27 protein-coding genes are annotated in these 24,474 nt (G+C 72.5%); 17 read left to right on the forward strand and 10 right to left on the reverse strand.

The features are described 5' to 3' along the window. Positions 1-4: 4 nt before the first annotated feature. Genes ACI379_RS07165 through ACI379_RS07185 form a run of 5 tightly spaced genes read left to right on the forward strand, consistent with a single transcriptional unit; the run spans position 5 to position 3,009 of the window. Complete coding sequence (locus ACI379_RS07165; RefSeq protein ID WP_439791394.1) at positions 5-412, forward strand: thiol-disulfide oxidoreductase DCC family protein; 408 nt, start codon at positions 5-7, stop codon at positions 410-412. Continuing rightward, positions 409-936 carry a flavin reductase family protein gene (locus ACI379_RS07170; protein ID WP_439791395.1) on the forward strand — a complete coding sequence of 176 codons (528 nt, stop codon included), beginning with the start codon at positions 409-411 and terminating at the stop codon, positions 934-936. The genes ACI379_RS07165 and ACI379_RS07170 overlap by 4 nt, the downstream gene beginning before the upstream one ends. Before the next feature lie 10 nt (positions 937-946). Then, complete coding sequence (locus tag ACI379_RS07175; protein WP_439791396.1) at positions 947-1,600, forward strand: response regulator; 654 nt, start codon at positions 947-949, stop codon at positions 1,598-1,600. A 7-nt stretch (positions 1,601-1,607) separates the two neighbouring features. Beyond that, positions 1,608-2,120 (forward strand): GNAT family N-acetyltransferase, encoded by a 513-nt coding sequence (locus ACI379_RS07180; RefSeq protein WP_439791397.1) that lies wholly within the window; start codon positions 1,608-1,610, stop codon positions 2,118-2,120. After that, the gene (locus ACI379_RS07185) at positions 2,113-3,009 is read left to right on the forward strand and encodes a hypothetical protein (protein ID WP_439791398.1); all 897 of its coding nucleotides are present in this window, start codon (positions 2,113-2,115) and stop codon (positions 3,007-3,009) included. The genes ACI379_RS07180 and ACI379_RS07185 overlap by 8 nt, the downstream gene beginning before the upstream one ends. Positions 3,010-3,018: 9 nt before the next feature. Here ACI379_RS07185 and glpK read toward each other — a convergent pair whose 3' ends face one another. Beyond that, positions 3,019-4,491 carry a glycerol kinase GlpK gene (glpK, locus tag ACI379_RS07190; protein WP_439791399.1) on the reverse strand — a complete coding sequence of 491 codons (1,473 nt, stop codon included), beginning with the start codon at positions 4,489-4,491 and terminating at the stop codon, positions 3,019-3,021. A 13-nt stretch (positions 4,492-4,504) separates the two neighbouring features. After that, a complete protein-coding gene (locus tag ACI379_RS07195; RefSeq protein ID WP_439791400.1) occupies positions 4,505-5,332 on the reverse strand; it encodes a DUF1028 domain-containing protein in 828 nt (275 codons plus the stop codon). Positions 5,333-5,483: 151 nt separating this feature from the next. Between ACI379_RS07195 and ACI379_RS07200 the strand changes: the two genes are divergently transcribed. From ACI379_RS07200 to ACI379_RS07230, 7 genes are all read left to right on the forward strand, one after another. Then, positions 5,484-6,512 (forward strand): 6-phosphofructokinase, encoded by a 1,029-nt coding sequence (locus tag ACI379_RS07200; RefSeq protein WP_439791401.1) that lies wholly within the window; start codon positions 5,484-5,486, stop codon positions 6,510-6,512. Positions 6,513-6,659: 147 nt separating this feature from the next. Further along, entirely contained in the window at positions 6,660-8,108 is a 1,449-nt protein-coding gene (locus ACI379_RS07205) for an APC family permease (protein WP_439791402.1), read from the forward strand. A gap of 106 nt (positions 8,109-8,214) precedes the next feature. Continuing rightward, complete coding sequence (locus tag ACI379_RS07210; protein WP_439791403.1) at positions 8,215-9,342, forward strand: ABC transporter permease; 1,128 nt, start codon at positions 8,215-8,217, stop codon at positions 9,340-9,342. After that, positions 9,339-10,016 (forward strand): ABC transporter ATP-binding protein, encoded by a 678-nt coding sequence (locus ACI379_RS07215; protein ID WP_439791404.1) that lies wholly within the window; start codon positions 9,339-9,341, stop codon positions 10,014-10,016. Before ACI379_RS07210 ends, ACI379_RS07215 begins: the two co-directional genes overlap by 4 nt. A gap of 33 nt (positions 10,017-10,049) precedes the next feature. Continuing rightward, positions 10,050-10,637, forward strand: a complete 588-nt coding sequence (locus ACI379_RS07220; protein ID WP_439791405.1) for a TetR/AcrR family transcriptional regulator — start codon at positions 10,050-10,052, stop codon at positions 10,635-10,637. A 92-nt stretch (positions 10,638-10,729) separates the two neighbouring features. Next, on the forward strand, positions 10,730-12,067 hold the full coding sequence (locus ACI379_RS07225; RefSeq protein WP_439791406.1) for a class II 3-deoxy-7-phosphoheptulonate synthase: 1,338 nt from the start codon (positions 10,730-10,732) through the stop codon (positions 12,065-12,067). A 58-nt stretch (positions 12,068-12,125) separates the two neighbouring features. Beyond that, positions 12,126-13,133, forward strand: a complete 1,008-nt coding sequence (locus ACI379_RS07230) for a threonine aldolase family protein (RefSeq protein ID WP_439791407.1) — start codon at positions 12,126-12,128, stop codon at positions 13,131-13,133. Here ACI379_RS07230 and ACI379_RS07235 read toward each other — a convergent pair. Genes ACI379_RS07235 through ACI379_RS07250 form a run of 4 tightly spaced genes read right to left on the reverse strand, consistent with a single transcriptional unit; the run spans position 13,079 to position 17,696 of the window. Then, positions 13,079-13,594: a GNAT family N-acetyltransferase gene (locus ACI379_RS07235; protein ID WP_439791408.1), complete on the reverse strand. Its 516-nt coding sequence runs from the start codon at positions 13,592-13,594 to the stop codon at positions 13,079-13,081. The two genes, ACI379_RS07230 and ACI379_RS07235, sit on opposite strands and share 55 nt — an antisense overlap. Before the next feature lie 29 nt (positions 13,595-13,623). Beyond that, positions 13,624-14,565 (reverse strand): DMT family transporter, encoded by a 942-nt coding sequence (locus tag ACI379_RS07240; protein WP_439791409.1) that lies wholly within the window; start codon positions 14,563-14,565, stop codon positions 13,624-13,626. Then, positions 14,558-15,478, reverse strand: a complete 921-nt coding sequence (locus tag ACI379_RS07245) for a deoxyribonuclease IV (protein WP_439791410.1) — start codon at positions 15,476-15,478, stop codon at positions 14,558-14,560. The genes ACI379_RS07240 and ACI379_RS07245 overlap by 8 nt, the downstream gene beginning before the upstream one ends. A gap of 58 nt (positions 15,479-15,536) precedes the next feature. Next, positions 15,537-17,696, reverse strand: coding sequence for a PASTA domain-containing protein (locus ACI379_RS07250; RefSeq protein WP_439791411.1), 2,160 nt, complete (start codon positions 17,694-17,696; stop codon positions 15,537-15,539). Positions 17,697-17,826: 130 nt separating this feature from the next. On the opposite strand from ACI379_RS07250, the gene ACI379_RS07255 reads away from it, so the two are divergent. The 3 genes from ACI379_RS07255 to ACI379_RS07265 are packed head-to-tail and all read left to right on the forward strand — an operon-like array spanning position 17,827 to position 19,189. Then, complete coding sequence (locus ACI379_RS07255; protein ID WP_439791412.1) at positions 17,827-18,213, forward strand: Rv2175c family DNA-binding protein; 387 nt, start codon at positions 17,827-17,829, stop codon at positions 18,211-18,213. A 2-nt stretch (positions 18,214-18,215) separates the two neighbouring features. Further along, positions 18,216-18,761, forward strand: a complete 546-nt coding sequence (locus ACI379_RS07260) for a ribonuclease domain-containing protein (protein WP_439791413.1) — start codon at positions 18,216-18,218, stop codon at positions 18,759-18,761. Further along, entirely contained in the window at positions 18,758-19,189 is a 432-nt protein-coding gene (locus ACI379_RS07265; protein ID WP_439791414.1) for a barstar family protein, read from the forward strand. The genes ACI379_RS07260 and ACI379_RS07265 overlap by 4 nt, the downstream gene beginning before the upstream one ends. 16 nt (positions 19,190-19,205) lie before the next feature. Here ACI379_RS07265 and ACI379_RS07270 read toward each other — a convergent pair whose 3' ends face one another. After that, a complete protein-coding gene (locus tag ACI379_RS07270; RefSeq protein ID WP_439791415.1) occupies positions 19,206-20,273 on the reverse strand; it encodes a polyprenyl synthetase family protein in 1,068 nt (355 codons plus the stop codon). 64 nt (positions 20,274-20,337) lie between these two features. On the opposite strand from ACI379_RS07270, the gene metF reads away from it, so the two are divergent. Together metF and ACI379_RS07280 are read left to right on the forward strand one after the other, a co-directional pair. Next, positions 20,338-21,243, forward strand: coding sequence for a methylenetetrahydrofolate reductase [NAD(P)H] (metF, locus tag ACI379_RS07275; RefSeq protein WP_439791416.1), 906 nt, complete (start codon positions 20,338-20,340; stop codon positions 21,241-21,243). A 32-nt stretch (positions 21,244-21,275) separates the two neighbouring features. Beyond that, a complete protein-coding gene (locus ACI379_RS07280) occupies positions 21,276-21,887 on the forward strand; it encodes an SIMPL domain-containing protein (RefSeq protein WP_439791417.1) in 612 nt (203 codons plus the stop codon). 15 nt (positions 21,888-21,902) lie between these two features. Here ACI379_RS07280 and ACI379_RS07285 read toward each other — a convergent pair whose 3' ends face one another. The 3 genes from ACI379_RS07285 to ACI379_RS07295 are packed head-to-tail and all read right to left on the reverse strand — an operon-like array spanning position 21,903 to position 24,391. Beyond that, positions 21,903-23,237 (reverse strand): phytoene desaturase family protein, encoded by a 1,335-nt coding sequence (locus tag ACI379_RS07285; RefSeq protein WP_439791418.1) that lies wholly within the window; start codon positions 23,235-23,237, stop codon positions 21,903-21,905. Between the two features lie 51 nt (positions 23,238-23,288). Next, positions 23,289-23,885, reverse strand: a complete 597-nt coding sequence (locus ACI379_RS07290) for a DUF4126 domain-containing protein (protein WP_439791419.1) — start codon at positions 23,883-23,885, stop codon at positions 23,289-23,291. A 35-nt stretch (positions 23,886-23,920) separates the two neighbouring features. Beyond that, on the reverse strand, positions 23,921-24,391 hold the full coding sequence (locus ACI379_RS07295) for a YbaK/EbsC family protein (protein WP_439791420.1): 471 nt from the start codon (positions 24,389-24,391) through the stop codon (positions 23,921-23,923). Positions 24,392-24,474 lie beyond the last annotated feature (83 nt).

The raw sequence follows: 24,474 nt of genomic DNA on the forward strand, positions 1-24,474 counted from the left end.
TGCGGTGCGAACCGTCATCTGGGACAGCCACTGCAGCTTCTGCCGGCCGTGGGCCGTCCGTCTGGCCCGGCTCGACGTGCTGCGCCTGCACCGGTTCGTGGGCACCTCCGAGCCGGACGCGTACGCCGACCCGCGCGTGACCCCCGAGCACACCGACCACGCGCTGCAGCTGCTGACGCCTGCCGGCCGGTACGAGGGGTACGACGCGATCCGCCGGGTGCTGCTCAGATGTCCTCCGGTGAGTGTGGTGGCCCCGCTGCTGTGGCTCCCCGGGGCACGGTGGCTCGGCGACCGGCTGTACCGACGCGTGGCCGAGTCCCGCACCTGCGGGCTGGGGCCGGCGCAGCCGCCCATCGCGCGCGGCGCCACGGTGCTGTCGCGGTTGGTGCACCGCGGGTCGGGCGCGGCATGAGCATCCACTCCTCCCACCCGTTCGCGCAGGCCGCGGACAGTCGTGACGAGCTCCGCCGCTTCCGCGGCCGTCTCGGCGGCGCCGTCTCGCTGTGGACCGCTGGGGACGCCTCGGAGCGGGCGGGTCTGACCGTGAGCTCCCTCATGGTCGCGGGGGGTGAACCGGGCCACGCGCTGGCCCTGCTCGACCCCGACGCCGACCTCACCGAGCGGCTGCTCGGCACCGGCCGCGGGGTCGTCCAGCTGCTGCGCTGGCCGCACCGCTTGATGGCCGACGCCTTCGCCGGCACCGGACCGGCACCGGGCGGACCGTGGCGGATGGCTGCGTGGACCCAGACGTCGTACGGACCGCGCCTGGACGACGCGACCGCGTGGCTGCACGTGAGCCTCGAGGAGCAGCGCGAGGTCGGCTGGTCGGTCCTGGTCACCTGCCGCGTCGACGAGGTCGCGGTCGGCACCGACGAGGGCGCCCTGGCGCACCGCCGTGGTCGGTACCTGCACGCCGACGGCCCCGCCACTCACTAGGCTGACCCGCATGACTCGAGTGATGGTCGTCGACGACCACCCGATGTGGCGCGACGCGGTGGAGCGGGACCTGGCGGCCGCGGGGCACGAGGTCGTCGCCGTCGCCGCCGACGGGCACCAGGCGTTGGCCCGGTTCATGGCCGTACGCCCCGAGGTGCTCGTCCTGGACCTGCAGATCCCTGGGCCCAGCGGGGTCGAGGTGACCGCGACGGTGCTCAAGGAGGACCCGTCCGCGCGGGTGCTGATCCTGTCGGCGTCGGGGGAGCAGGGGGACGTCCTGGAGGCAGTCAAGGCCGGTGCGACCGGCTACCTCGTGAAGTCCGCCTCCCGCGAGGAGCTGCTCGACGCGGTACGCCGCGTCGCGGCCGGCGACACCGTCTTCACCCCGGGTCTGGCCGGCCTGGTGCTGGGGGAGTTCCGGCGCATCGCCGAGGGTCCCGACGAGAGCCCCACCGACGCGCTCACCGAGCGCGAGACGGAGGTGCTCAAGATGGTCGCGAAGGGCATGAGCTACAAGCAGATCGCCGAGCGTCTGGTCCTGTCGCACCGCACCGTGCAGAACCACGTGCAGAACACGCTGCGCAAGCTTCAGATGAACAACCGGGTGCAGCTGACGCGGTGGGCGATCGAGCACGGGCTCGACGATGACGCTTCCGACGCCTGAGGTCTGCGTGACGACCACCGACGGCACACCGGCACTGTCGTGGCGCCCGGCCGGGCCGCAGGATGCCGTCGCCCTGCTGGACCTTGAGCGGGCCGCCAACCTCGTCGGGCTCGCCCACGTCTTCGACGCGGCGCAGCACCCGTTCCCCGACGAGGCGGTCCTGGCGCGGTGGCAGGAGATCCTGGTGGATCCCGACGTCCGGGTGGAGGTGGTCGACGACCCGTCCGACGGGCGGCTCCTCGCGTACACCGCCCACGACGCGACCATCCTGCGCCACCTCGCCGTCCATCCCGAGGCGTGGGGACGGGGTCTGGGTGCGGACGGCGTCGCCCGTGCGGTGGCGTCGATCGGCCCAGGTGCCCGGCTGTGGGTCCTCGACGTCAACACCCGTGCGCGCGCCCTGTACGAGCGACTCGGGTGGGCTCCCACGGGCGTGACGCAGGTCTGCCCCTGGCCGCCGCACCCCACCGAGCTGCAGTACCGGGCGCCCGCCACCCCGGCAGGTGACCTGGATGGCTGAGGACGCCCGCCTCGTGACGGCGGCGGACGAGCTGTACGGCCTGGGGCCGGGGGAGTTCACCGCCCGCCGGGACGAGCTGGTGCGCGAGCACCGGGCGGACAAGGAGCACGCCGCGGCGCTGAAGGCTCTCAGGCGTCCGACCGTCGCCGCCTGGGTGGTGAACCTGCTGGTCCGGCGGGAGCCCGAGCAGGTGGACCAGCTGCTCGCCGTGGGCGCCGCCCTGCGCGAGGCCCAGGCCAGCCTCGACGCCGCCCAGCTCCGCGAGTTCACCAAGCAGCGCCGTCAGCTGACGGCGTCGGTCACCACGCTCGCCCGCCGCACCGCGCGCGAGGAGGGGCAGCGGGTCACCGAGGCGGTGGCCCTCCAGGTCGAGGAGACCCTGACCGCCGCCATGCTCGACGCCGACGCGGCGGCGGCCGTGCGCAGCGGTCTGCTCGTGGCCCCGGTGCGCGCGACCGGTGTGGACGCGGTCGACGTGGTGCCGGCGCTCGCCCTCCCCGGGGCGCTGGGCTTCAGCGCCACGCCCCGCGAGCAGGAGCCGCCGTCGCGCCCCGACCTGCACGTGGTCCCCGATCCCGACGCCGACGAGAAGGCGCGCCGCGAGGCCGACGAGGCGCTCGCCGCGGCACGGGCCGAGCTCGAGGCCGCGCAGCGTCAGGCAGACGAGGCTGCCGTGGAGGTGGGCGAGCTGGAGGCCAGGACCCTGGAGCTGCAGGCCCGGCTGGACGAGATGCGGCGGGAGGTGGCCGAGGTCGAGAGCGAGCTCGAGGCCGTCGACGCCGACCTCGAGGACGCCGAGGACGCCCAGGGACTCGCCGCGGAGGCCGTGCGGGAGGCCGAGGCCGGGCTCACGCGTGCCCAGTCGGTCCGTGACCGACTGGGCCGCTGAGCCACCGCCTCAGACCAGGGCCCATCCGGCCGAGCGTCGTACGGCCTCCTGCCAGCGTGCGTAGCCGGCGGCGATGGCGTGGGGGTCCCCGGCCGGGGTGAACGACCGGTCCAGCGCCCAGGTGGCGCTGAGCTCGTCGGTCGAGGACCACACCCCGGTGCCCAGACCGGCCAGGAAGGCGGCCCCCAGCGCGGTGGTCTCCACGATCTCGGGACGCTCCACCGGCACCCCGAGCTGGTCGGCCTGCAGCTGGCACAGCAGGTCGTTGGAGGCGGCGCCGCCGTCGACACGCACGGAGCTCAGCTCAGGCATGGTCTCGAGGACGTCGCGCACCTCGTACGCGATCGCCTCCAGGGTGGCGCGCACGATGTGCGCCCGGGTGGTGCCGCGGGTCAGCCCGAGGATGGTGCCGCGCGCGTGCGGGTCCCAGTGCGGTGCCCCCAGCCCGGTGAGGGCGGGCACGAACACCACCCCGCCCGAGTCGGCCACCGTCCCGGCAACGGCTTGCGTCTCGGCTACCGACCCGACCAGCTGGAGCCCGTCGCGCAGCCACTGGACGGCCGCGCCGGTGACGAAGATCGAGCCCTCCAGCGCGTACGTGGTCACCCCGTCGGGCGAGCGCCACGCCGCGGTGGACAGCAGCCCCGCCTCGCTGCGCACGGGGGTCGTCCCGGTGTTGGTGAGGATGAACGACCCCGTGCCGTAGGTGCACTTGGAGTCGCCCTCGGCGAAGCAGGTCTGACCGAACAGGGCGGACTGCTGGTCGCCGGCGATGCCGGCGATCGGCAGGGACAGGTCCAGGAAGACGCGCGGGTCGGTCGTGGCGACCTCGCCCCAGCTCGGCACGACCTCGGGCAGGGCGTCACGCGGGACCCCGAACAACGTGCAGAGCTCGTCGGACCACTCGCCACCGGCGAGGTCGAACAGGAGGGTGCGTGAGGCGTTGGAGACGTCGGTGACGTGCCAGGTGCCGCGGGTCAGACGCGCGATCAGGTACGAGTCGACCGTGCCGACGGCGTACCGGCCGGACTCGACCAGGGCCCACGTGTGCGGCTCGTTCTCGGCCAGCCAGCGCAGCTTGGTCGCGGAGAAGTACGGGTCCAGCCGCAGGCCGGTCAGCTCGCTGACCCGCTGCTCGTGGCCGGCGTCGCGCAGGGTGGTGCAGATGTCGGCGCTGCGGCGGTCCTGCCACACGATCGCCCGTCGCGGTGAGCCGAGCGTCTCGCGGTCCCACAGCACGACCGTCTCGCGCTGGTTGGTGATCCCCACGGCGGTGAGCTCGGTGCGGTCCACCTTGGTCAGCACCTCGCGGGTGGCCTGCAGCGTGGCCTGCCAGATCTCCTCGGGCGTGTGCTCGACCCAGCCCGGCTGCGGGAAGTGCTGGGGGAACTCCTGGTAACCCTTGGCCACGATGCGGGCGTCGGGGCCGACCACCACGGCGGTGACGCCGGTGGTGCCGGCGTCGATCGCGAGAACGCTCATCGGTGACTCTCCCTCACTCGGCGGCGGTGCCGCGGACGACGTCGAGGACGCGGGTGTCGATCCACTCCGGCCTCAGGCCGGGGGCGACCCGCATCTCGTAGTTCTCCGAGCCGACCCACTCCCGGAAGTGCTCGTGGCCGCGCGCCACGGCGAACGCGGACAGCTCGGCGAACAGAGCCTCGTCGACCGGCACCTTCTCCTCGTCGGTCGAGGCGGTCAGGTACAGGTCGTTGAGGTCGAGCAGCCGGGCGAGCTCCTCGACGGGCGTGGCGTGGTCGTCCACGCGCAGGTCGACGGCGACGTCATCGCCACCTCCGTACCCCGCGCCCTCGCGGACCACGAGGAGTGCGGCCGCCTGCCGTCCGCGCCGGTCGCCGCCGGCGGCGTCACCGGCAGCCAGGGCGGTCAGCAGCCGGTGGGCGAACGGGCGTCCCTCGCCCTCGCGCCACGCCTGCTCCATGGCCTCGACGACCTCGGGGCCGGTCAGGATGTTGCCCTGGATGGCGTAACCGGCGCCGGTCACGCCGCCCGCCCAGTCGAAGCAGTCCCGACCCGTGTACGTGGCCGCGTTGCCCTCCACGTCGACGATCCCGACCTGGCGGTCGTGGGGCTGGTCGTCGTCCTCGATGAGCCTGTCGAGCGCCACCTGTGCGGTGGCCCCGTCGTCGAGCAGCCCCAGGCCGGTGAACTTGAACGAGACGTTGGCGTCGGCCTGGGTGGCCACGGCACCGACGCCGGCCACGGCGGCAGGGACGGCGTTGCCGACCGCGAGGAACTTCGACGCCACTGCCACGCCCCAGGACTCGCCGTCCTCGGACCGGGCCACGATGGAGAAGGTCATGGGCCGACCCTAGTTGGCCGTGGGCCGGTGCCGGCGCCCAACTCCCGCACGGTCCCGCACCTCGGGACCTTGGGCCCGGACCGGGTGACGCCGACCCCGCGTGCGACTAGGCTCACAACCGTACGAATGGAACGTTCAAACGGAGGTTGTCATGCGCGTCGGAATGCTCACCGGGGGCGGCGACTGTCCCGGTCTCAACGCGGTCATCCGCGCCGCGGTACGCAAGGGCGTGGGTGAGCACGGCTTCGAGTTCGTCGGCTACCGCGACGGGTGGCGTGGTCCCCTCGAGGGCGTCACCATGGAGCTGGGCGTCGAGCAGACGCGCGGGATCCTGCCCCGGGGCGGGACGATCCTGGGGTCGAGCCGCACCAACCCCTTCGCCATCGAGGGCGGCGTGGAGCGGATCAAGGCCAACCTGGAGCGCGACGGCGTCGACGCGCTGGTGGCCATCGGCGGCGAGGACACCCTCGGCGTGGCCACCAAGCTGGCGGACCTCGGCGTCCACGTGGTCGGCGTTCCCAAGACGATCGACAACGACCTCTCCGGCACCGACTTCACCTTCGGGTTCGACACGGCCGTCAACATCGCGACCGAGGCGATCGACCGCCTGCACACCACCGCGGAGTCGCACCACCGCGTGCTGGTGGTCGAGGTGATGGGCCGTCACGCGGGCTGGATCGCGCTGCACTCCGGCATCGCCGGCGGCGCCAGCATGGTGCTGATCCCCGAGGTCCCCTTCGACATCGAGGAGGTGTGCGCCAAGGTCGAGCAGCGCTTCGAGAGCAAGTACGCCCCCATCGTGGTCGTCTCCGAGGGCGCGGTGCCCGTCGAGGGCGGCGACATGACGCTGCTGACCGGGGAGAAGGACGCCTTCGGCCACGTCCGCCTGGGCGGGATCGGTGACCGGCTGGCCTCCGAGATCGAGGCGCGCACCGGCAAGGAGGCGCGTGCGGTGGTGCTCGGGCACGTACAGCGCGGCGGTACGCCGACGGCCTTCGACCGCTGGCTCGCGACCCGCTTCGGCCTGCACGCGATCGCCGCTGTCGCCGACGGCGACTTCGGCACCATGATGGCCCTCAAGGGCAAGGACATCGTCCGGCTCCCGCTGATCGAGGGGACCGGTGAGCTCAAGGTCGTCTCGCAGGCCGAGTACGACGAGGCGCGCGTCTTCTTCGGCTGACCCCAGCCGCGTCGCGCACGCTGCCGCCCCGCACACCCCGGTGTGCGGGGCGACGTGCGTCGAGGCCCGATGCGTCCGTGGCCCTTGTCACGCCGCGCCTCTCTGTGGAGAGTGGAGCGAACGAGTCCCGCGACGGCAGGGGGAGACATGAGCGCAACCTCGACGGAACAGCCAGCCGAGCAGCACCACGAGCTCAAGCGGGTGATGGGGCCCAAGCTCCTCCTCCTCTTCATCGTCGGCGACATCCTCGGCGCGGGCGTCTACGCGGTCACCGGCCAGATGGCGGCCACCGTGGGCGGGATGGTCTGGCTCCCGTTCCTGCTCGCCTTCGTGGTGGCCACGATGACGGCCCTGTCGTACCTCGAGCTCGTCACGAAGTACCCCCAGGCGGCGGGTGCCGCCCTGTACGCCCACAAGGCGTTCGGCGTCCACTTCGTCACGTTCCTGGTGGCCTTCGCGGTGGTCTGCTCGGGCATCACCAGCGCGTCGACCTCGGCCAACGTCCTGTCCCAGAACCTCACCGGTGGCCTGCTCGTCAACGGGTGGCTCGACGAGGCGCCCAGCACGACCACGACGATGCTCATCGCCATGGCGTTCATGGTGCTGCTGGCGCTGATCAACCTGCGCGGGGTGGGGGAGAGCGTGAAGTTCAACGTGATCCTCACCCTCGTGGAGATGACCGCGCTGGCGCTGGTGATCGGCGTCGGGTTCTGGGCGATGGCCCGCGGGGAGGGTGACCTGAGCCGGGTCGTCACCTTCCAGACGGCCGACCAGCAGAGCGCCTTCATGGCGATCACGCTGGCCACCTCGGTCGCGTTCTTCGCCATGGTCGGGTTCGAGGACTCGGTCAACATGGTCGAGGAGACCCACGAGCCCGAGCGCATCTTCCCGCGCACGATGCTGACCGGCCTCGGCATCGCGGTGATCATCTACATGTTGGTCGCCGTCAGCGTGGTCGCGGTGCTGACCCCGGCGGAGCTGGCCGAGATCAACAAGTCGGAGGGGCGTGCGCTGCTCGAGGTGGTCAGCAAGGGTGCCCCGGACGTCCCCATCGACCGGATCTTCCCGTTCCTCGCCGTGTTCGCGGTCGCCAACACAGCTCTCATCAACATGCTGATGGCCTCCCGGCTGCTGTACGGCCTGGCCAAGCAGGACGTGCTCCCGCGCACCCTGGCGAGCGTCTCGCCCAACCGCCGCGCACCGTGGGTGGGCATCGGCTTCTCGACGGTCCTGGCGCTCGGCCTCATCTGGTACGTCGCCACCCAGTCCGACTCGCCCGTGGTCACGCAGCTGTCCGGGACGACGTCCCTGCTCCTGCTGGGTGTCTTCACCATCGTCAACGTGGCCTGCCTGGTGCTGCGTCGCGACGGTCAGCAGGGCTTCTTCCGCTCGCCCGGCATCACCCCGTTGATCGCCGCCATCCTTGCGCTCGCGCTGATCTTCGTGCCGTGGGGGGAGCGGGACTCGATGCAGTACGTCATCGCCACGGTGATGGTGCTCGTCGGTGTCGTGCTGTGGCTGATCACCTGGCTCACCAACCGCGGGGTGCGGGCCCAGAAGACGGGCTTCCGCGACATCGAGCACCTGGGCGACTAGCCCGCCCGCGGACGGTGCGACCCACGTCTCGCGCTGCGGGCTGGGTTTGGCGACATCGTGTCGGTAACCTTGCCGACATGATGTCGACAACACGTCGGGGGCACACATGTTCCTGGCTCTGAGAGAACTCTCCTTCGCGCGCGGCCGCTTCGCCCTCATGGGATCCGTCGTCGCCCTGATCGCGCTCCTCATGGTGATGCTGTCCGGTCTGTCGGTCGGTCTGGTCAACGACGGCGTCTCCGGCCTGAAGAAGATGCCGGTCACCCACTTCGCCTTCGTCGGCGACGTCTCCGAGGACTCGGCCTTCTCGCGCTCGGTGGTCACGGACCAGGCGTACGAGGCCTGGCAGGACGTCGACGGGGTCGAGGACGCCGCCCGTCTGGGCAACACCCTGATCAACGGCCGCACCGACTCCGACGTGGAGATCGATCTGGCCCTGATCGGCGTCGACCCCGGCTCCTTCGTCGACCCGGGGGCCGCCCAGGGTGAGCCGCTCGGTGACGACCCGATGGGACTCGTGGTCAGCGAGACCGCCCTTGACGAGGGTGTCGCCATCGGTGACGTCGTCACCGTCGACCAGCTCGGCACCGAGCTCAACGTGATCGGGGTGCTGGACGGCCAGCACACCTTCGGGCACGTCGACATGGCCTACGTGGCCATGCCGGTCTGGCAGGAGATCCGTGCCGGCGCCCGCCCCGGTGAGAAGGTCTCCGAGCACGTGCGCGAGGAGTTCACCGCGGTGGCACTCCGAGCCGACGACGGCTTCGACCCCGCGGCCGGCGACGAGGCGGCCGACACGACCACGTTGACGCTGAAGGAGTCCTTCGGTGCCTCGCCCGGCTACTCCGCCGAGACGATGACCCTGGACATGATCCAGTGGTTCCTCTACGCGATCGCCGCCCTCGTGGTGGGTGCCTTCTTCACCGTCGTCACCATCCAGCGGCGCGGCGAGATCGCCGTCATGCGGGCGATGGGGGCCTCGACCGGTTACCTCGTGCGGGACAGCCTCGTGCAGTCCCTGATGCTGCTGGTGGTCTCGGTCGCCGTCGGGGTCGGCCTCGGCGTGGGGATGGGCGCGTTCCTGTCCAGCACGCCGATGCCCTTCCACCTGCAGGCCTCCGACATCGCCGTTGCCAGCGCTCTGGTCGTCGTGCTCGGCATGCTCGGCGCCGTCTTCGCCGTCCTGAGGATCACCAAGGTCGACCCGCTCACCGCCCTGGGAGGCAACCGATGAACGCCGGACTCGAGCTCTCCTCGGTCACGCTGACCCACGGCGACGGCGAGGAGACCGTCCTCGCGCTCGACGCGGTCGACCTGTCGGTCGGCCCGGGCGAGCTGGTGGCGGTCGTGGGGCCGTCCGGTTCGGGCAAGTCGAGCCTGCTGGCCGTCGCCGGTGCCCTCGTGCACGCCGACTCCGGCACCGTACGACTCGCGGGCACGGACCTGTCGACCACGTCGCGCAAGGAGCTGACCCGGATCCGCCGCGAGGAGATCGGGTTCGTCTTCCAGAGCGGCAACCTGGTCCCGGCGCTCACGGTCCTCGACCAGCTGCGGCTGCCGCTGACCTTCGGCCGGGTCGCGGAACCGCGGGACCCCATGGCCCTCCTGGCCGAGGTCGGCATGGACCACAAGGCCGGTCGGCGTCCGCACCAGCTCTCCGGTGGCGAGCGCCAGCGGGTCGGGATCGCCCGTGCCCTGGTCCACCGCCCGAGCGTCCTGCTGGTCGACGAACCGACTGCCGCGCTCGACCGGCAGCGCTCCCAGGACGTGGTGGCCCTGCTCGCCCGCGAGACCCACGAGCACGGCGTCGCGACCGTGATGGTCACCCACGACCACGAGGTGCTGCACCACTGCGACCGGGTGCACGAGATGATGGACGGACGACTCAGCGAGTACAGCCCGGCCTGAGCCGGGGCTCCACGTCAGGACCAGGAGGGGAACGTGCCGAGGATCGACGCACCGACCGTTGCCGAGCACAGGGTGCGGCAGAGGCGGGCCATCCTGGACGCGGCGCGCTCCCACCTGGCCCTGACCGGGGTGGCCCCGTCCCTCGCGGAGGTGGGGGCGCAGGCGGGGCTGGCCCGCTCCAGCGTCTACCAGTACTTCTCCTCCCGTGAGGACCTGCTGGTGGCGGTTGTCGAGGAGGTCCTGCCCGACTGGTCGCGCCGGGTGCGGACCGCCGTCCTGGCCGAACCGACGCCCGGTGCCCAGGTGTGGGCGTACGTGTCGTCCAACGTGGATCTCTTCTTCGGAGCCGAGCAGGCCGTCGCCACCGCGGTGACCGGCGTCGTCGACCCCAGCCGTCTGGCCGGACCGATGGAGCGGTTCCACTCCGAGCTCGCCGAGCCCCTCGTCGAGGCGCTCGACGCGATGGGGGAGCCGTACCCGCGCCTGGCCGCCGACGTGATCGGTGCGGCACTGGTCAAGGTGAGCAACGGCTGCAACAGTTCCGGCGAGCGGCTGGGCCGGGACGAGGCGCTGGGCACGCTGCGCCGCCTCCTGGCCGGTTACCTGGACCTTCAGGCCTGAGCGGCGACCGAGGGATGGCCGAGGTCACCCGAGCAGTCCCGCGAGGCGGGCAGATCGCGGGTGCTGGGGCGGCAGAACGTAGGCTGGAGCCCGTGAGCACCTTCCCTTCCCTGCAGCAGTTGCACGACCTCAAGCCCCTGCAGCAGCCGACCTATCCGGACTCCGGGGCCGTGCAGGCCACCGTCGACCGGTTGCGCGGCCTGCCGCCGCTGGTCTTTGCCGGGGAGTGCGACGCGCTGAAGGCCAAGCTGGCTGCCGTCTCCCGCGGGGAGGCGTTCCTGCTCCAGGGCGGCGACTGCGCCGAGACCTTCGCCGAGGTGACGGCCGACAACGTGCGCAACAAGCTGCGCGTCCTGCTGCAGATGGCCGTCGTGCTGACGTACGCCGGCTCCATGCCGGTGGTGAAGCTGGGCCGTCTCGCGGGCCAGTACGCCAAGCCGCGCAGCTCCGACCTGGAGACCCGTGACGGAGTGACCCTGCCGGCGTACCGCGGCGACGCGGTCAACGCGTTCGAGTTCACCCCCGAGGCGCGCATCCCCGACCCGGGCCGCATGCTCGACGTCTACAACAACTCCGCCGCCACGCTCAACCTCGTGCGCGCCTTCGTCACGGGTGGCTACGCCGACCTGCGCCAGGTGCACGCCTGGAACAACGACTTCATCCGTGAGTCCCCGTTCGCCCAGCGCTACGAGCAGATGGCGACCGAGATCGACCGGGCGCTGGAGTTCATGAAGGCCATCGGCGCCAACCCGGACGAGTTCCGCGGCGTCGACTTCTACTCCAGCCACGAGGCGCTCCTCATGGAGTACGAGCACGCGATGACGCGCATCGACTCGCGCACCGACAAGCCGTACAACGTCTCGGGCCACTTCGTGTGGATCGGTGAGCGCACCCGCCAGCTCGACGGCGCCCACGTCGAGTACTTCAGCCACATCCAGAACCCGATCGGCGTCAAGCTCGGCCCCACGGCCACCGCGGACGACGCGCTGGGGCTGGCGGCGAAGCTCAACCCGGACAACGAGCCCGGTCGCCTCACCTTCATCACCCGCTTCGGCGCCGAGAAGATCCGCGAAGGTCTGGCACCGCTGGTGGAGAAGGTCAGCGCCGAGGGCGTCTCGGTGGCGTGGATCAGCGACCCGATGCACGGCAACACCTTCACCTCCTCCAACGGCTACAAGACGCGCCGCTTCGACGACGTCATCGACGAGGTCCAGGGCTTCTTCGACGTGCACCGCTCGCTGGGCACCGTGCCCGGCGGCGTCCTGGTCGAGATGACCGGCGACGACGTCACCGAGTGCATCGGTGGCGGCGAGGAGCTGGACGAGGCGAGCCTGGCCCACCGCTACGAGTCGGTCGTGGACCCGCGCCTCAACCGGGTGCAGAGCCTCGAGCTCGCGTACCTGGTGGCGGAGATGCTGCGCAGGGGCTGATCCGTACCCGCACCACCTGCTCCCGCACCCGGTCAAGGTGCGGGAGTAGTTTTTTCCGGTGATCGATCTGCGTTCCGACACCCTGACCCGCCCCAGCGAGCCGATGCGCGCCGCCATGGCCCGCGCGGAGGTGGGCGACGACGTCTACTCCGAGGACCCCACCGTCCGCGCGCTGGAGGAGCGGGTCGCCGGGCTGTTCGGTCACGAGGACGCGCTCTTCACACCCACCGGGTCGATGGCCAACGTGCTTGCCGTAGCGAGCGTGGTGCGACCGGGTGAGGAGGTGCTCTGCGAGGCTTCGGCCCACATCGCGCGGGCGGAGCTGGGCGCCCACGGTGCCGTCTCCGGACTCACGATGCGCACGTGGCACCACCCCCGGGGCCACGCGGACCTCGACCAGATCCGTCGCATGCACGCCCCCGACATGGGGCCGTTCTTCGTGCGTACGGCGGCGGTCTCGGTGGAGAACACGCACAACTTCGCCGGTGGTTCGGTCACCTCGATCGACGACCTGCGGGCGCTGCGGGCGTGGGCGGAGGACACCGGCACCGCCGTGCACCTCGACGGCGCCCGGATCTGGAACGCCCACGTCGCCACCCGCACCCCGCTGTCGTCGTACGGGGCCGTCGCCGACGTGCTGGCCGTGTGCCTGTCCAAGGGGCTGGGAGCGCCCGTGGGATCGCTGGTCGTGGGCTCGGCTGACGCGATGGCCGCGGCCCGGGTGCAGCGCAAGCGGTTGGGTGGGGGGATGCGTCAGGTGGGTGTTCTCGCTGCCGCCGGCCTCCACGCGCTGGACCACCACGTCGAGCGGCTGGCCGAGGACCACGAGCACGCCCGGCTGCTCGGCGAGGCGTTGGGACTCGACCCGTCGGAGGTGGAGACCAACATCGTCGTGGTGGACCGCGACGACGCCCCCGCGCTGGTCGAGGCGGCCGCCCGTGAGGGGGTGCGGATCGCCCAGGTCGGGCCCCGGGCCGTACGGCTCGTCACCCACCTCGACGTCAGCCGACGTCAGGCCGAGCAGGCCGCCGCGGTGCTGAGCCGGCTGACCAGGCCAGGCGCATGATCTCCACGTCGCCCTGGGAGCTGACTGCGCTCGCCGGTGTCGAGGAATCCGGTGCTCGCGTACAGCCGGCGCCCGCGACGGTTCTGCGTGCGCGTCCAGACGCTCAGCTCGTCCCAGCCGTCCGGGGGAGGCGTCTGGAGTGCGCGGACCAGCGCTGAGCCGACCCGGCACCCCCAGTACTCGGGGGAGACGAAGACCATCGAGATGTGACCCGCCCCGGGCGTGACGGCGCCCTCGTCCCGGTACGGTTCGGCGGCGAGCATGCCGGTGGGCCGGTCGCCGTAGTGGGCCAGCAGGGTCACGCCGGCCTCGTCGCTGACCGACTCGCGGAGGCGACGGCGTACCCGCTCGGTCCGCTCCGCACCGGGAGGGCGGTCCGCGGCGCGACGGGCGGAGGCCCACACCTCCAGGGCGAGGGGGACCTGGGAGTCGGTCAACGGTGTGACCGTGATCCGCGGCATGGCCGTGACGCTACCAAGCCGGGGCCCGCTCACACGGCGATGTGCGGGACCTCGCCCTCGACGTGACGGCGCCGGGACGGCAGCTCCACCACGACCATGGCGACCACGACCATGGCGCCGCCGATGAGAAGCCGGCTCGTGAGGTGCTCGCCACCCAGCCACACCGCGAACAGGGACGCGAAGACGGGCTCCATGCTCATGATGATCGCGCTGCGCGTGGGCGGGAGGTGCGCCTGCGCCCACGTCTGGGCGAGCAGGCCGAGCGCGCCCACGACGACGGCCATGTAGACCAGGCTGAGCCAGTCCGAGGTCCGGTCGGGCAGCACGATGCCGCCCGGAGCGGCGCTGACCAGGCAGATCGCCGCGATGACGACGATCTGGAGGATGGTCATGCCGACGGCGTCGGCAGCGGTCGACCAGGCCCCCAGCGCCACGATGTGCAGGGCGTACAGCACGGCAGCCACGAACGTGATCGCCTCGCCGTAGCCGACACTGACCCCGCTCAGGGTCAGCACGCCCAGCCCGACGGTGGCCAGCACGACCGCGGCCCAGGTGAGGGCGGGGATCCGCGTACGCAGGATGACCGAGGCCAGCAGCGGTGTGAGGACCACGTACATGCCGGTCACGAAACCGCTGACGCTGGCGTGGGTGTGCGCCAGGCCGGCGGTCTGCAGGATCTGGGCGAGGCCGTACAGGACACCCAGCAGCAGGGCGTGCTGATTCGCGTGCCGGGGGAGCCGCGCCACGGCCCGCGGAGCGACGAGGAAGAGCGCGACGGCGGCGATCGCGAACCGCACGCCGAGAAAGTCGACGGTGGGGACCCGCTCGAGCAGGTCCTTGATCAGGAAGAACGTCGATCCCCACGCAGCGGTGAGGGCCAGCAGGGCGAGCATCGCCAGCACCTGCATCCGCGTCGAGGAGCCGGTGCCGGGGTTTGCCGCGGGAGTCTCTGCGGGGGTGGGTTCACTCACCGTGGGCCTCCCGGCGCAGCCGTCGCAGCGTCTCCATGTCGGGGTCGTCCGCGTCGCGCGACCCCGGCGTCTCCAGGATGAACGGGACCCCGGCGAGCTCGGGGTGGGCGAAGAGCTCGCGGAAGGCGTCCTCGCCGATGTGGCCCTGCCCGATCTTCTGGTGGCGGTCCTTGAACGCCCCGCGGACGTCCATGGAGTCGTTGGCGTGGACCAGACGCAGCCGCCCGGGGCCGCCGATCTCGACGATCCGGTCGACCGTCGCGGTGGCGCCGCCCTCCTCGTCGAGCGGCGACCCGGCCGCGAAGACGTGACAGGTGTCGAGGCAGATGCCGGCCTTGGGGTGGTGGTCGAGCGCGTCGAGGTAGCCAGCCAGGTCCTCCACGCCCGCGCACAGGGAGCGGCCCTGGCCCGCGGTGGGCTCGAGCAGCAGCCAGGGCGCCTCGTCGCCGAGCTCCTCCAGCAGCGGCAGCAAACCCTCGCGCACCTGGCGCATCGCCGCGGCGTGCTTCTCCTCGCCACCGGTGGGGTCGACGTACGAGCCGGTGTGCACGACCACGCCCTCCGCGCCGATCCCGGCGGCGCGGCGCAGGTTGTGGGCCACCACGGCGACGGAGTTCTCGTACGTCTTCGGGGTGGGGGAGCCGAGGTTGACCAGGTACGGGGCGTGGATGAAGGTGCGGATGCCGCGCTCGCCGCAGGCGTCGCGGAACCGCCGGTCCTGGGTGGCGTCGCCGGCGGACAGAGCCCAGCCACGCGGGTTGCCGACGAAGACCTGCAGCGTCTCGCAGCCGATCGCGTCGCCGGAGGCGAGCGCACCCGCGTGCAGGCCCTTGCCGACCTGGACGTGCGTCCCGATCGGGTTACGGAGGGTCAGCGGGTCGAGCGTGGGGGACGGGTCCGGCGAGTCAGGCACCGGCCAAGCCTAGGTGGCAGGGGGCGCGCCGCCGGACCTCAGGGTCCCGGTCCGCGGCTCAGATCAGGTAGATCGTGATGGTGCTGCCCTTGGGGACCATCGTGCCCGCGGACGGGTCGGTACGCATGACAAAACCGAGGCCGAGGTAGTTGTCGTCGTGCTCGACGCGGACCTTGAAGCCCGCGTCGGTCAGGGTCTTCTCGGCGGCGTCCGCCCCCGAGGCCCGCACCTGCGGCACCTCGATGAGCTCGGGGCCCTTGGAGACCACGAACTCCACGGTGTCGCCCTTGTACAGGGTGCCGCTGGTGGGAGTCTGCGAGATCACGTCACCGTCGTCGACGTCGTCGCTGAACTCCTCGCCGACCGTACGCACCACCAGACCCTGGGCCTCGAGCTTCTTCTTGGCGGTCTCGAAGTCCTTGCCGGTCCAGTCGGTGATCGTGATGGGCTTGCGACCCTTGCTGATCACCAGGTTGACCTTGGCGCCCGGCTTCAGGGTCGTGCCGGCCTCGGGGGACGACGTGATGACCTGACCCTCGGGGATCGAGTCGTGCCACTGCTGCGAGGACGTCCCGAAGGCGAGGTTCGTGGCGCGCAGGAGGTCCTGGGCCTCGTCCTCGCTCATGCCGCGGAGCTGGGGGACGTCGTACCGCTCCGGTCCCTGCGAGATGCGCAGCGTGACCACACCGTCCTTGACCACACGCTCGTTGGGGCCGGGGTCGGTGGAGACGACGAGCCCGGCCTTCACCGTCTCGGAGAAGGCGGGGTCACCGATGCGTGCCTCCAGGCCGGCAGCCTCGAGCCGCTCCACCGCGACCTTCTGGGTGAGGTTGAGGACCGCCGGTGTCGTCGTGTACCGCGCCCAGCCGAACCACCACGCGCCGACACCGACGCCGACGACGAGCAGCAGTGCCAGGGCGAGCAGCAGCGGGCCGCGCGCGGAGCGTCGACGTGCCTGCTGGGGGGCGGCCCCCACCGGGGGCAGGCCGTGGCGGGTGGCGGGGTCCTCGCCGTCGCGGGGGCGGCTTCCATCGTGGTTGGTCGGAGTCGCCGAGGTCGTGCGCCCGGCGTTGGCCAGCTCGATCGGGTCGAACGGGGCGACCGCGGTGCTCTCGGGCGCCGACGAGGCGGGGGATGCTGAGCTGGAGGCTGACGGCGACGCCGCCGCGACCGCGGGAGCCACCACCGTCGGCAGGTCGGGGTCGGAGGGGTCCACCACGTCGTCGAAGATGCTCAGGCCTTCGTCCGCCGCCACCGCGGGCGCCGGACGGGGCCGCAGGTCCTCGGCGAGCTCGGGGTCCTCAAGGGCGCCGGAGCGGATCGCCTGGGTGACCCGGTCGACGTGGCGCAGCAGCACCGAGGCGTCGGCCGGACGCTGGCTCCGGTCACGCGAGGTCGCGCGCGCCACGAGGGCGTCCACGTAGTCGGGGATCCCGGCGACGAGCGTCGAGGGGAGCGGGATGTCGGTGTGGACGTGCTTGTACGCCACCTGGATCGGGGACTCGCCCTCGTGCGGCTTGGTCCCGGTCAGCAGCTCGAAGAGCACCACGCCGGCTGCGTACACGTCGACCCGGGCGTCGGCCTCGCCGTCGACGACGAGCTCGGGTGCCAGGTACGACACCGTGCCGATCAGCACGCCGCCGGTGGCCGTGTGGCTGGTCTCGGAGCTGACCGCCTTGGCCAGACCGAAGTCGGCCACCTTGATGCTGCGGTGCCCGTCCGCCTCGTCGGAGATCAGGACGTTCTCGGGCTTGACGTCGCGGTGCACCACCCCGGCGCGGTGCGCGGCGGCCAGGGCCTGGACGAGCGGGGTGAACAGCTCCAGCGCACGGGCGGGCGAGAGCGGGGCCTGGGCCCGGACGAGGTCGCGCAGGGTCTGGCCGGGGACGTACTCCATCGCGAGGTAGACGGTCCCGTCCTCGTCGCCCTGGTCGTAGACGCCCACGACGTGCGGGTGGTTGAGCCGGGCGGCGGCCCGCGCCTCGCGGACGAAGCGGCGGGCGAACGCGTCGTCGTCACCCAGGCCCGGGTGCATGACCTTGACCGCCACGGTCCGGTCCAGACGCAGGTCGGTGGCGCGGTAGACGCTGGCCATGCCCCCGCGGGCGATGCGGTCCCCGATCCGGTAGCGGCCGTCGAGCAGGCGCCCGACCAGGGGGTCGGTCGGGTTGCCGGCGGGGCCGGACGTGTTCGTCCGGGCGCGCTCGTCTGGCTCCACTGTCGACCTCCATCACCGGACGGGGAAGGTTCCGGTGGTCACATCGTACGGAAAGAGGGCCAGCGCCCGGACGCCTCGACCGCTCCCGGCGTGGCGCCGGAACCCCGGTGCGCGTGACAGACTTGGCCTCATGACTGCGGTTGATCCTCACGACGTCCCCCTCGCCGAGCGCGACCTCGACGCCCTCGTCCCCGCGTGGCTGGAGTGGTCCGAGGTGGCCGACGAGCTCGGTGTCACGGTGGCCAAGGTGCGCACGATGATCCGCGAGCACGAGCTGGCCGCCGCGGTCCCGCGCCCCGGGGCCGGCCAGCGGGTGCCTGCCGACTTCCTCCAGGACGGTCTCGTGGTCAAGGGCCTGCCCGGGCTGCTGACGGTGCTGCACGACCAGCACTTCGACGACCGCGAGTGCATCGCCTGGATCTTCACCGACGAGAACCTGCCCGGTCGGCCGATCGACGCGCTGCGTGAGAACCGCGGCAGCGAGGTCAAGCGCCGAGCCCAGTCCCTGGGCTTCTGAGCGTGGCCCGCGACAACGGCCGTACCCCGGCCAGCCTCGGCGCGCTCGTCGTCGTCCTTCTCATCGCGGTCCTCTACTGGTGGGTCGAGTCGGAGGGCCAGGGCGAGGACACCGCCAAGGAGCCCGCCAGCAAGCAGACCTCGTCGCACACCCTGGCCCCGGCGCCGGAGACGACGGAACCGTCGGCGACCACGACGAGCGACTCCGAGCAGCCCTCGGAGCAGCCGGACGCGACCGACGACCAGGTTCCCGACGTCGACCCCGCCAGCGGTCTCCCCGTCGTCCTCGAGGAGGCGCTGCCGGCCGAGGCGGGTGAGGTGCTCGACGACATCGACGCTGGCGGACCCTACGAGTACGACCGTGACGGGATCACCTTCGGCAACTACGAGGGGATCCTCCCCGACGAGCAGCGGGGCTACTACCGCGAGTACACCGTCGAGACCCCCGGTCTGAGCCACCGCGGCGCCCGGCGCATCGTCGTCGGGGGCGGCCGGCTCTTCTACTGGACCGACGACCACTACGAGTCGTTCAGCAGGATCTGGCGATGAGCGGGCTCGCCGCGCTGCTGGCCGGGCGCGTCCCCTGCGAGGTCGTGCGGTGGACCAGCGCGTACGAGGCGGACGAGGTCGCCCACGTCGTCACCCACGCCGGCTGGGAGTTCTCCCACGTCGACGGCTGGCTGGTCGGGGACACCAAGGACGACGTGCTGGCGGCGCTGGGGACGGCCCTGGGCTTCGCCCCGACGTACGGCCGCAACCTCGACGCCCTCGCGGACTCGCTGCGCGACCTCTCCGACGAGGGCGGGAGGGTGCTGCTGTGGGACGGGTGGAGCGTGCTCGCGCGCGCCGACGAGCGCGTGTTCCGGCTCGTCGTGGAGATCCTCGGTGAGCGCGCGGGCGATCCCGGTGCCACCCCCTTCGCCGTCCTGCTGCGGGGCGAGGGTCCCGAGGTCGTCGGGATCGGCGAGCTCGACTGAGGCCTGCTCGGCCGCCTCAGACCGTACGGCTCGTGGCCGCCTCGGCCAGCTCGCGCAGGACCACCTTGGCGTGGGCGTCGAGGTCGGCGGCGTCGAGCGCGGACAGCGCGCGGCCCAGCAGGTCGTCGATCATCGCCTCGACCCGGTCGTGCCCGCCCGAGGAGACGATGAGCCCACGCAGCTCGGCCACGTCCTCGCTGGTGAGGTCCGTGCCCAGGGCCTCGTCGAGGCGGGCGGCCCGGGCCCCGCTGAGCCCGTCGAGCGCGCACGCGACCAGGACGGTGCGCTTGCCCTCGATGAGGTCGTCGCCGGCCGGCTTGCCGGTCTGCTCGGGGTCGCCGAAGACGCCGAGGACGTCGTCACGCAGCTGGAACGCCTCGCCGAGCGGCAGCCCGAACGCGCTGAGCTGGGCCATCTGCTCGGCACTCGCGCCGGCCAGGGCGGCACCGATGTGCAGCGGTCGCTCCACGGAGTACTTGGCCGACTTGTAGCGCAGGACCGTCATCGCGGTGTCCACGTCGGCACGGCCGCGGGCCTGGACCGACACGTCGAGGAACTGGCCGGCGATCACCTCGGTGCGGCACAGGTCGAACACGGCCAGCGCCGGCAGGACCTCCTCGATGCCGAGCCCGCAGGTGCGCAGCAGCTCGTCGGACCAGGCCAGCAGCAGGTCGCCGAGGAGGATGGCCGCCGCCGCGCCGTACTGGAACGGGTCGCCACGCCACCCGGCGCCACGGTGCTCGGCCTCGAAGGCGCGGTGGGTCGCCGGGCGCCCACGGCGGGTGTCGGAGGCGTCCATGTAGTCGTCGTGGACCAGGGCGCTGGCCTGCAGCAGCTCCAGCGCGGCACAGACCCGGGCCAGCGCGTCCTCGTCGCGGGCGACCGGCGAGACCGCCAGGTGGCCCCAGTACGCGAACGCGGCACGGAACCGCTTGCCGCCGGCCACCGAGACCCGGGCCTCGGCGAGCAGCCGCTCGGCGTCCGGGCCCATCGGGCGCAGGCGGACAGCCTGGTCGTCGAGGAAGGCGTCGAGGACGTCCTGGACGCGGCTGCGGAAGTCGGCGGGGTTCCACGTGGCGGGCACCTGCGAAGCCTAACCAGTGGACACGTGCACCCCGGTGCACGGTCACGTCCCTAGGCTTGCCCGCATGGCGGTGGACATCGGGCGCAGCATCAGCGAGATCGTCGCGGCGGGGGAGCGGACGTACTCGTTCGAGTTCTTCCCGCCCAAGGACGAGACGGGCGCGGCCCAGCTGTGGCAGGCGATCACCGAGCTCGAGCCGTACCGTCCCACCTTCGTGTCGGTCACCTACGGTGCCGGCGGCGGGACCCGTGACCTCACCGTGCAGATCACCGAGCGGATCGCCCGCGAGACCACGATGGTTCCGGTCGCGCACCTGACCTGCGTGGGCCACACCTCCGAGGAGCTCAACACCATCCTGGACGAGCTCGACGTCGCCGGTGTGCGCCACGTGATGGCCCTGCGCGGGGACCCGCCCGGCGGCCCGGGCAGCGCGTGGACGCCGACCGAGGGTGGCTTCAGCCACGCCAGCGAGCTGGTCCGCCTGATCAAGGCGCGCGCCGGGGCCGCGACCCGGGTCGGGGTGGCGGCGTTCCCCGAGGGTCACGTCGACGCCGAGTCGCTCGAGCAGGACGCCCGCGTGCTGCGGGAGAAGTACGACGAGGGCGCCGAGTTCGCGATCACCGACATGGTGCTGCGCGCCTCCGACTACGTCGGGCTGCTCGAGCGGGCGGACGCCGCCGGCGCGGCGATGCCGATCATCCCCGGGATCATGCCGATCCTCGGGCTGCGCTCGATGGAGCGGATGGCGGAGCTGTCGCGGCGCGAGCTGCCGCGCGAGGTCGTCGACCGCCTCACCCCGCTCGCGGACGACCCCGCGGCGCTGCGGGCCGAGGGCATCCAGATCGCCAGCGAGCTCTGCGAGACGCTGCTGGAGGCGGGGGCGCCGGGCCTGCACTTCTACACGCTCAACCGGTCCAAGGCGACCCGCGAGATCTGGGACAACCTGCGCATCGAGGTGCCGACCGCCTGACGGGACCACCGCCCACTCTCTAGCCTGTGGGCATGAGGACAGTCACCGTCACCGGCCGCGGCGAGTCGAGAGTGGCGCCCGACGCCGCCGTGCTCAGGGTCTCCGTGGGCGCGAGGGAGCAGGGGTTGGCCGCGGCGTACGACCGCGCCGGCGAGCTCGCGGCCCGCGTGCGCGAGGTGGCGCTGCGGCACACCGAGGAGCGGCGCATCGCCAGCACCGGCGTCTCCCTGTGGCCCTTCCACGACCACCCGGACGGGGAGCGGGGCTTCGAGGCGCGGTACTCCTACGCCGTGTCGTGCGGCGACCTCGACGCGGCCGGGACGCTGCTGCGCGAGCTGGCGCACGAGGTCGGCGACGGGGTCCAGGTCGACGACGTGTCCCTGCAGGTCAGCGACGACTCGGCAGCGGTCGTGACGGCCCGCGAGGCGGCGTTCGCCGACGCACGGTCACGCGCGGAGCACCTCGCCGGACTCTCCGGCGCCACGCTCGGTGCGGTCGAGCAGATCGGTGAGGGCGGGTACGCCGCCCCGGCCCCCCGGGGCGCGGTCTTCGCCATGCGTGCCGACGCCCAGGTCGCTCCGGGGGAGACCACCGTCGGCGTGGACCTGACCGTCACCTGGCAGCTCCTCGGGGGCGAGGCCTGAGGCCAGGCGCTCCGCTCAGGCGGGCCCGACAGCGGCGGCCACCAGCGCGGCGGTGAGCCCCGCGAAGGGGAGACCCGAGCCCGACGTGGCGTGCGCCCCGGCGGCGTACACCCCGTCGACCGGGGTGCGCGGGCCGAGCCGGCGCCGCGCCGTACGGGCGCCGTCCCACAGCACGCCCGAGGGAGAGCCGCCCCAGTGGCCGGTCAGCTCCGCGCCCGAGCGGTCCGTCCGGCGCACGACGTGGGCGCGCACGTCGATGCCGTGCTCCGCCAGCAGGTCGACCGGGTCGTCCTCGGGCGCCGCGTCGCGGGTCAGCACCGACAGCGCGGTGGCGCCGTCGGGGGCACGACCGGCGCGCAGCGTCAGGGTCGCGCCACGCCGGCGTACGGGGTGGAGGACCACCTCCTGGGCGCGGTCCAGCACCTCCAGACCCCACGTGTCCCGGCCGGCGTCGAGGCCGAGCAGGGTGAGGGCGGGCGGCGTGGTCGGGACCGTGCGCGCCACCGAGGACGCCAGGGCGGGGAGCCGTCGGGGGTCGCAGGCCACCACGGCGACGTCGGCGTCGAGGTCACCGGCCGCGGTGGTGACGGCGACCAGACGTCCGCCGGACACGCGCAGGTCGACCGCGGCCGTGGAGGTGAGCACCTGCACTCCGCGGGTCGCCAGCCGGGAGGCCATCGCCTCGCCCAGGGCGGCCATGCCTGTGGGGACGGTCCACGCCCCGAAGCGCTGCTCGAGGTAGCTGGTCAGTCCCACCCACGCGGGGACGTCCCTGAGGCGGTGGCCCTCCAAGGTCGCGGGGTGCCCGGCGACCAGGCGCGCCCGCTCGTCGGGAAGGTCGCGAGCCAGGCGCCGGCGCAGGCTCGTACGGGCGTCCACGACGGCGCCGACCTCGCGGGGTGAGACGACCGGGTCCCACGCCTGCTCGAACCACTCCCGCCGCAGCAGCTCCCACACCGGGCCGTACGAGGCCACGTGGTCGACCCACGCCAGGCCCAGCCCGGGGGCGAGCGCCTCGAAGGCGTGCAGCTGGCCCGCGCGGCCGTGCCCGGGCAGGTCCAGCGAGGTGCCGTCGGCGAACCGGTGGCTGCGGACCAGGTCGAGGGGTTGCAGGTCCAGCTCGCGCTCGAGCGGGCGGCCGGACTTGCGGAACAGGTCGCGCACCACGGCCGGCAGGAGGGTGGCGTTGGGGCCGAGGTCGAAGGAGAACTCGTCGAGGTCGACGGTGTCCAGCGCCCCGCCGAGGCGGTCGCTGCGCTCGACGAGCGTGACGTCGTGCTTGAGCTTGGCCAGCCGGGCGGCGGTCGCCATCCCGGCGAACCCGCCACCGACCACCACCACCCGCGCCATGGCCAGCAGGGTAGTGGGCGGCCACCACGCGTCGTGGTGGCGGCCTCCGGGTCAGGCAGGTGCGCCCGCGGTGGGCTCGCGGCGGTCCTTCCAGCGTCGCCAGCCGCGGCGGATGACGCGTCCGACCAGGAGCAGCACGACCAGGCTGACGGCGAGGATGACCGCGACCAGCAGAGCGGCGGCCTGGGGGTTCTCCACCGCGAACCAGACGATGCCCAGGACCGCCACGTCCTCGGTCACGCTGGCGCCCACGTTGGTCACCGGTTCGGGGGAGGTGTTGATGGCCAGCCTGCTTCCCGCCTTGGCGGCGTGGGAGAGCAGCGCGGTACCGCCTCCGACCACCCCGAACACGGCCTGCTCGAGCGTGGTGGCGTCGCCTGCGATGAGGATGGCGATCACGGCACCCGCGGTCGGTCGGATCGCGGTGGAGATCGCGTCCCAGGTCGAGTCGATGTACGGGATCTTGTCCGCGACGAACTCCATCGCGTACAGGAAGAAGGCGACCGCCATCACGTCCCAGCGCCCCAGGACGTCGGGGATCTGCGAGAAGTCGCCGAAGCGGTCGGCCAGGCCGAGGACCAGGACGACGAGGTAGGCGTTCACGCCGCTCGCCCATCCGCTCGAGAACGCGAGGGCCAAGGACTCCATCGCGTCAGGATAGGGGCGCGGGGAGCCGGAGGAGGTCAGGCGACGTCGACTTCTTGTGCGCCGGTGAGGGCGACGAGCTCGTCGAAGGTGCTGGAGAAGACGGCAGCCGGGTGGCCGGCGGCGGCCCACACGACCGGGTGACGACGCAGCCAGGGGTCGATCCAGGTCGGGATGGGGGTGGGGTGGGCGATGGGGGAGACCCCGCCGATCACCTGCCCGGTGGCGGCCCTCACGAACTCCGGGGTGGCCCGTGCGAGTTCACCCCGACCGATACGCTCAGCAGTGGCTCGGGTGTCGACGCGGTGCGCTCCCGAGGTCAGGATGAGGACGGGTTCCCCGCCGGCGTCGAAGAGAAGACTGTTGGCGATGGCCCCGACCTCGCATCCGAGGGCCTCGGCAGCAAGTGCGGCGGTGTGCACCGAGTCGGGCAGGATGACGACGTCACCCTGTCCGCCGCGGCGGCGGAGCTCGTCGCGGAACGAGGTGATGGCCGGGTGCTCGCTCATGGCGGGCAGCCTAGCCGGGGCCCCCGGGCCCAGCACGACAGAACAGACCCACAGGAGAAGCTGCATGCAGACCGAGTTGCCCC

Source organism: Nocardioides sp., assembly GCF_051876515.1.
Taxonomy (GTDB): Bacteria; Actinomycetota; Actinomycetes; order Propionibacteriales; family Nocardioidaceae; genus Nocardioides.

What these genes read in the sequence shown, in the direction of transcription:
- ACI379_RS07170 (WP_439791395.1), top strand. Translation starts at nt 409, where the DNA reads ATGAGCATCCACTCCTCCCACCCGTTCGCGCAGGCCGCGGACAGTCGT.
- ACI379_RS07175 (WP_439791396.1), top strand. Translation starts at nt 947, where the DNA reads ATGACTCGAGTGATGGTCGTCGACGACCACCCGATGTGGCGCGACGCG.
- ACI379_RS07185 (WP_439791398.1), top strand. Translation starts at nt 2,113, where the DNA reads ATGGCTGAGGACGCCCGCCTCGTGACGGCGGCGGACGAGCTGTACGGC.
- glpK (WP_439791399.1), bottom strand. Translation starts at nt 4,491, where the DNA reads ATGAGCGTTCTCGCGATCGACGCCGGCACCACCGGCGTCACCGCCGTG.
- ACI379_RS07195 (WP_439791400.1), bottom strand. Translation starts at nt 5,332, where the DNA reads ATGACCTTCTCCATCGTGGCCCGGTCCGAGGACGGCGAGTCCTGGGGC.
- ACI379_RS07200 (WP_439791401.1), top strand. Translation starts at nt 5,484, where the DNA reads ATGCGCGTCGGAATGCTCACCGGGGGCGGCGACTGTCCCGGTCTCAAC.
- ACI379_RS07205 (WP_439791402.1), top strand. Translation starts at nt 6,660, where the DNA reads ATGAGCGCAACCTCGACGGAACAGCCAGCCGAGCAGCACCACGAGCTC.
- ACI379_RS07210 (WP_439791403.1), top strand. Translation starts at nt 8,215, where the DNA reads ATGTTCCTGGCTCTGAGAGAACTCTCCTTCGCGCGCGGCCGCTTCGCC.
- ACI379_RS07215 (WP_439791404.1), top strand. Translation starts at nt 9,339, where the DNA reads ATGAACGCCGGACTCGAGCTCTCCTCGGTCACGCTGACCCACGGCGAC.
- ACI379_RS07235 (WP_439791408.1), bottom strand. Translation starts at nt 13,594, where the DNA reads ATGCCGCGGATCACGGTCACACCGTTGACCGACTCCCAGGTCCCCCTC.
- ACI379_RS07255 (WP_439791412.1), top strand. Translation starts at nt 17,827, where the DNA reads ATGACTGCGGTTGATCCTCACGACGTCCCCCTCGCCGAGCGCGACCTC.
- ACI379_RS07265 (WP_439791414.1), top strand. Translation starts at nt 18,758, where the DNA reads ATGAGCGGGCTCGCCGCGCTGCTGGCCGGGCGCGTCCCCTGCGAGGTC.
- metF (WP_439791416.1), top strand. Translation starts at nt 20,338, where the DNA reads ATGGCGGTGGACATCGGGCGCAGCATCAGCGAGATCGTCGCGGCGGGG.
- ACI379_RS07280 (WP_439791417.1), top strand. Translation starts at nt 21,276, where the DNA reads ATGAGGACAGTCACCGTCACCGGCCGCGGCGAGTCGAGAGTGGCGCCC.
- ACI379_RS07285 (WP_439791418.1), bottom strand. Translation starts at nt 23,237, where the DNA reads ATGGCGCGGGTGGTGGTGGTCGGTGGCGGGTTCGCCGGGATGGCGACC.
- ACI379_RS07290 (WP_439791419.1), bottom strand. Translation starts at nt 23,885, where the DNA reads ATGGAGTCCTTGGCCCTCGCGTTCTCGAGCGGATGGGCGAGCGGCGTG.
- ACI379_RS07295 (WP_439791420.1), bottom strand. Translation starts at nt 24,391, where the DNA reads ATGAGCGAGCACCCGGCCATCACCTCGTTCCGCGACGAGCTCCGCCGC.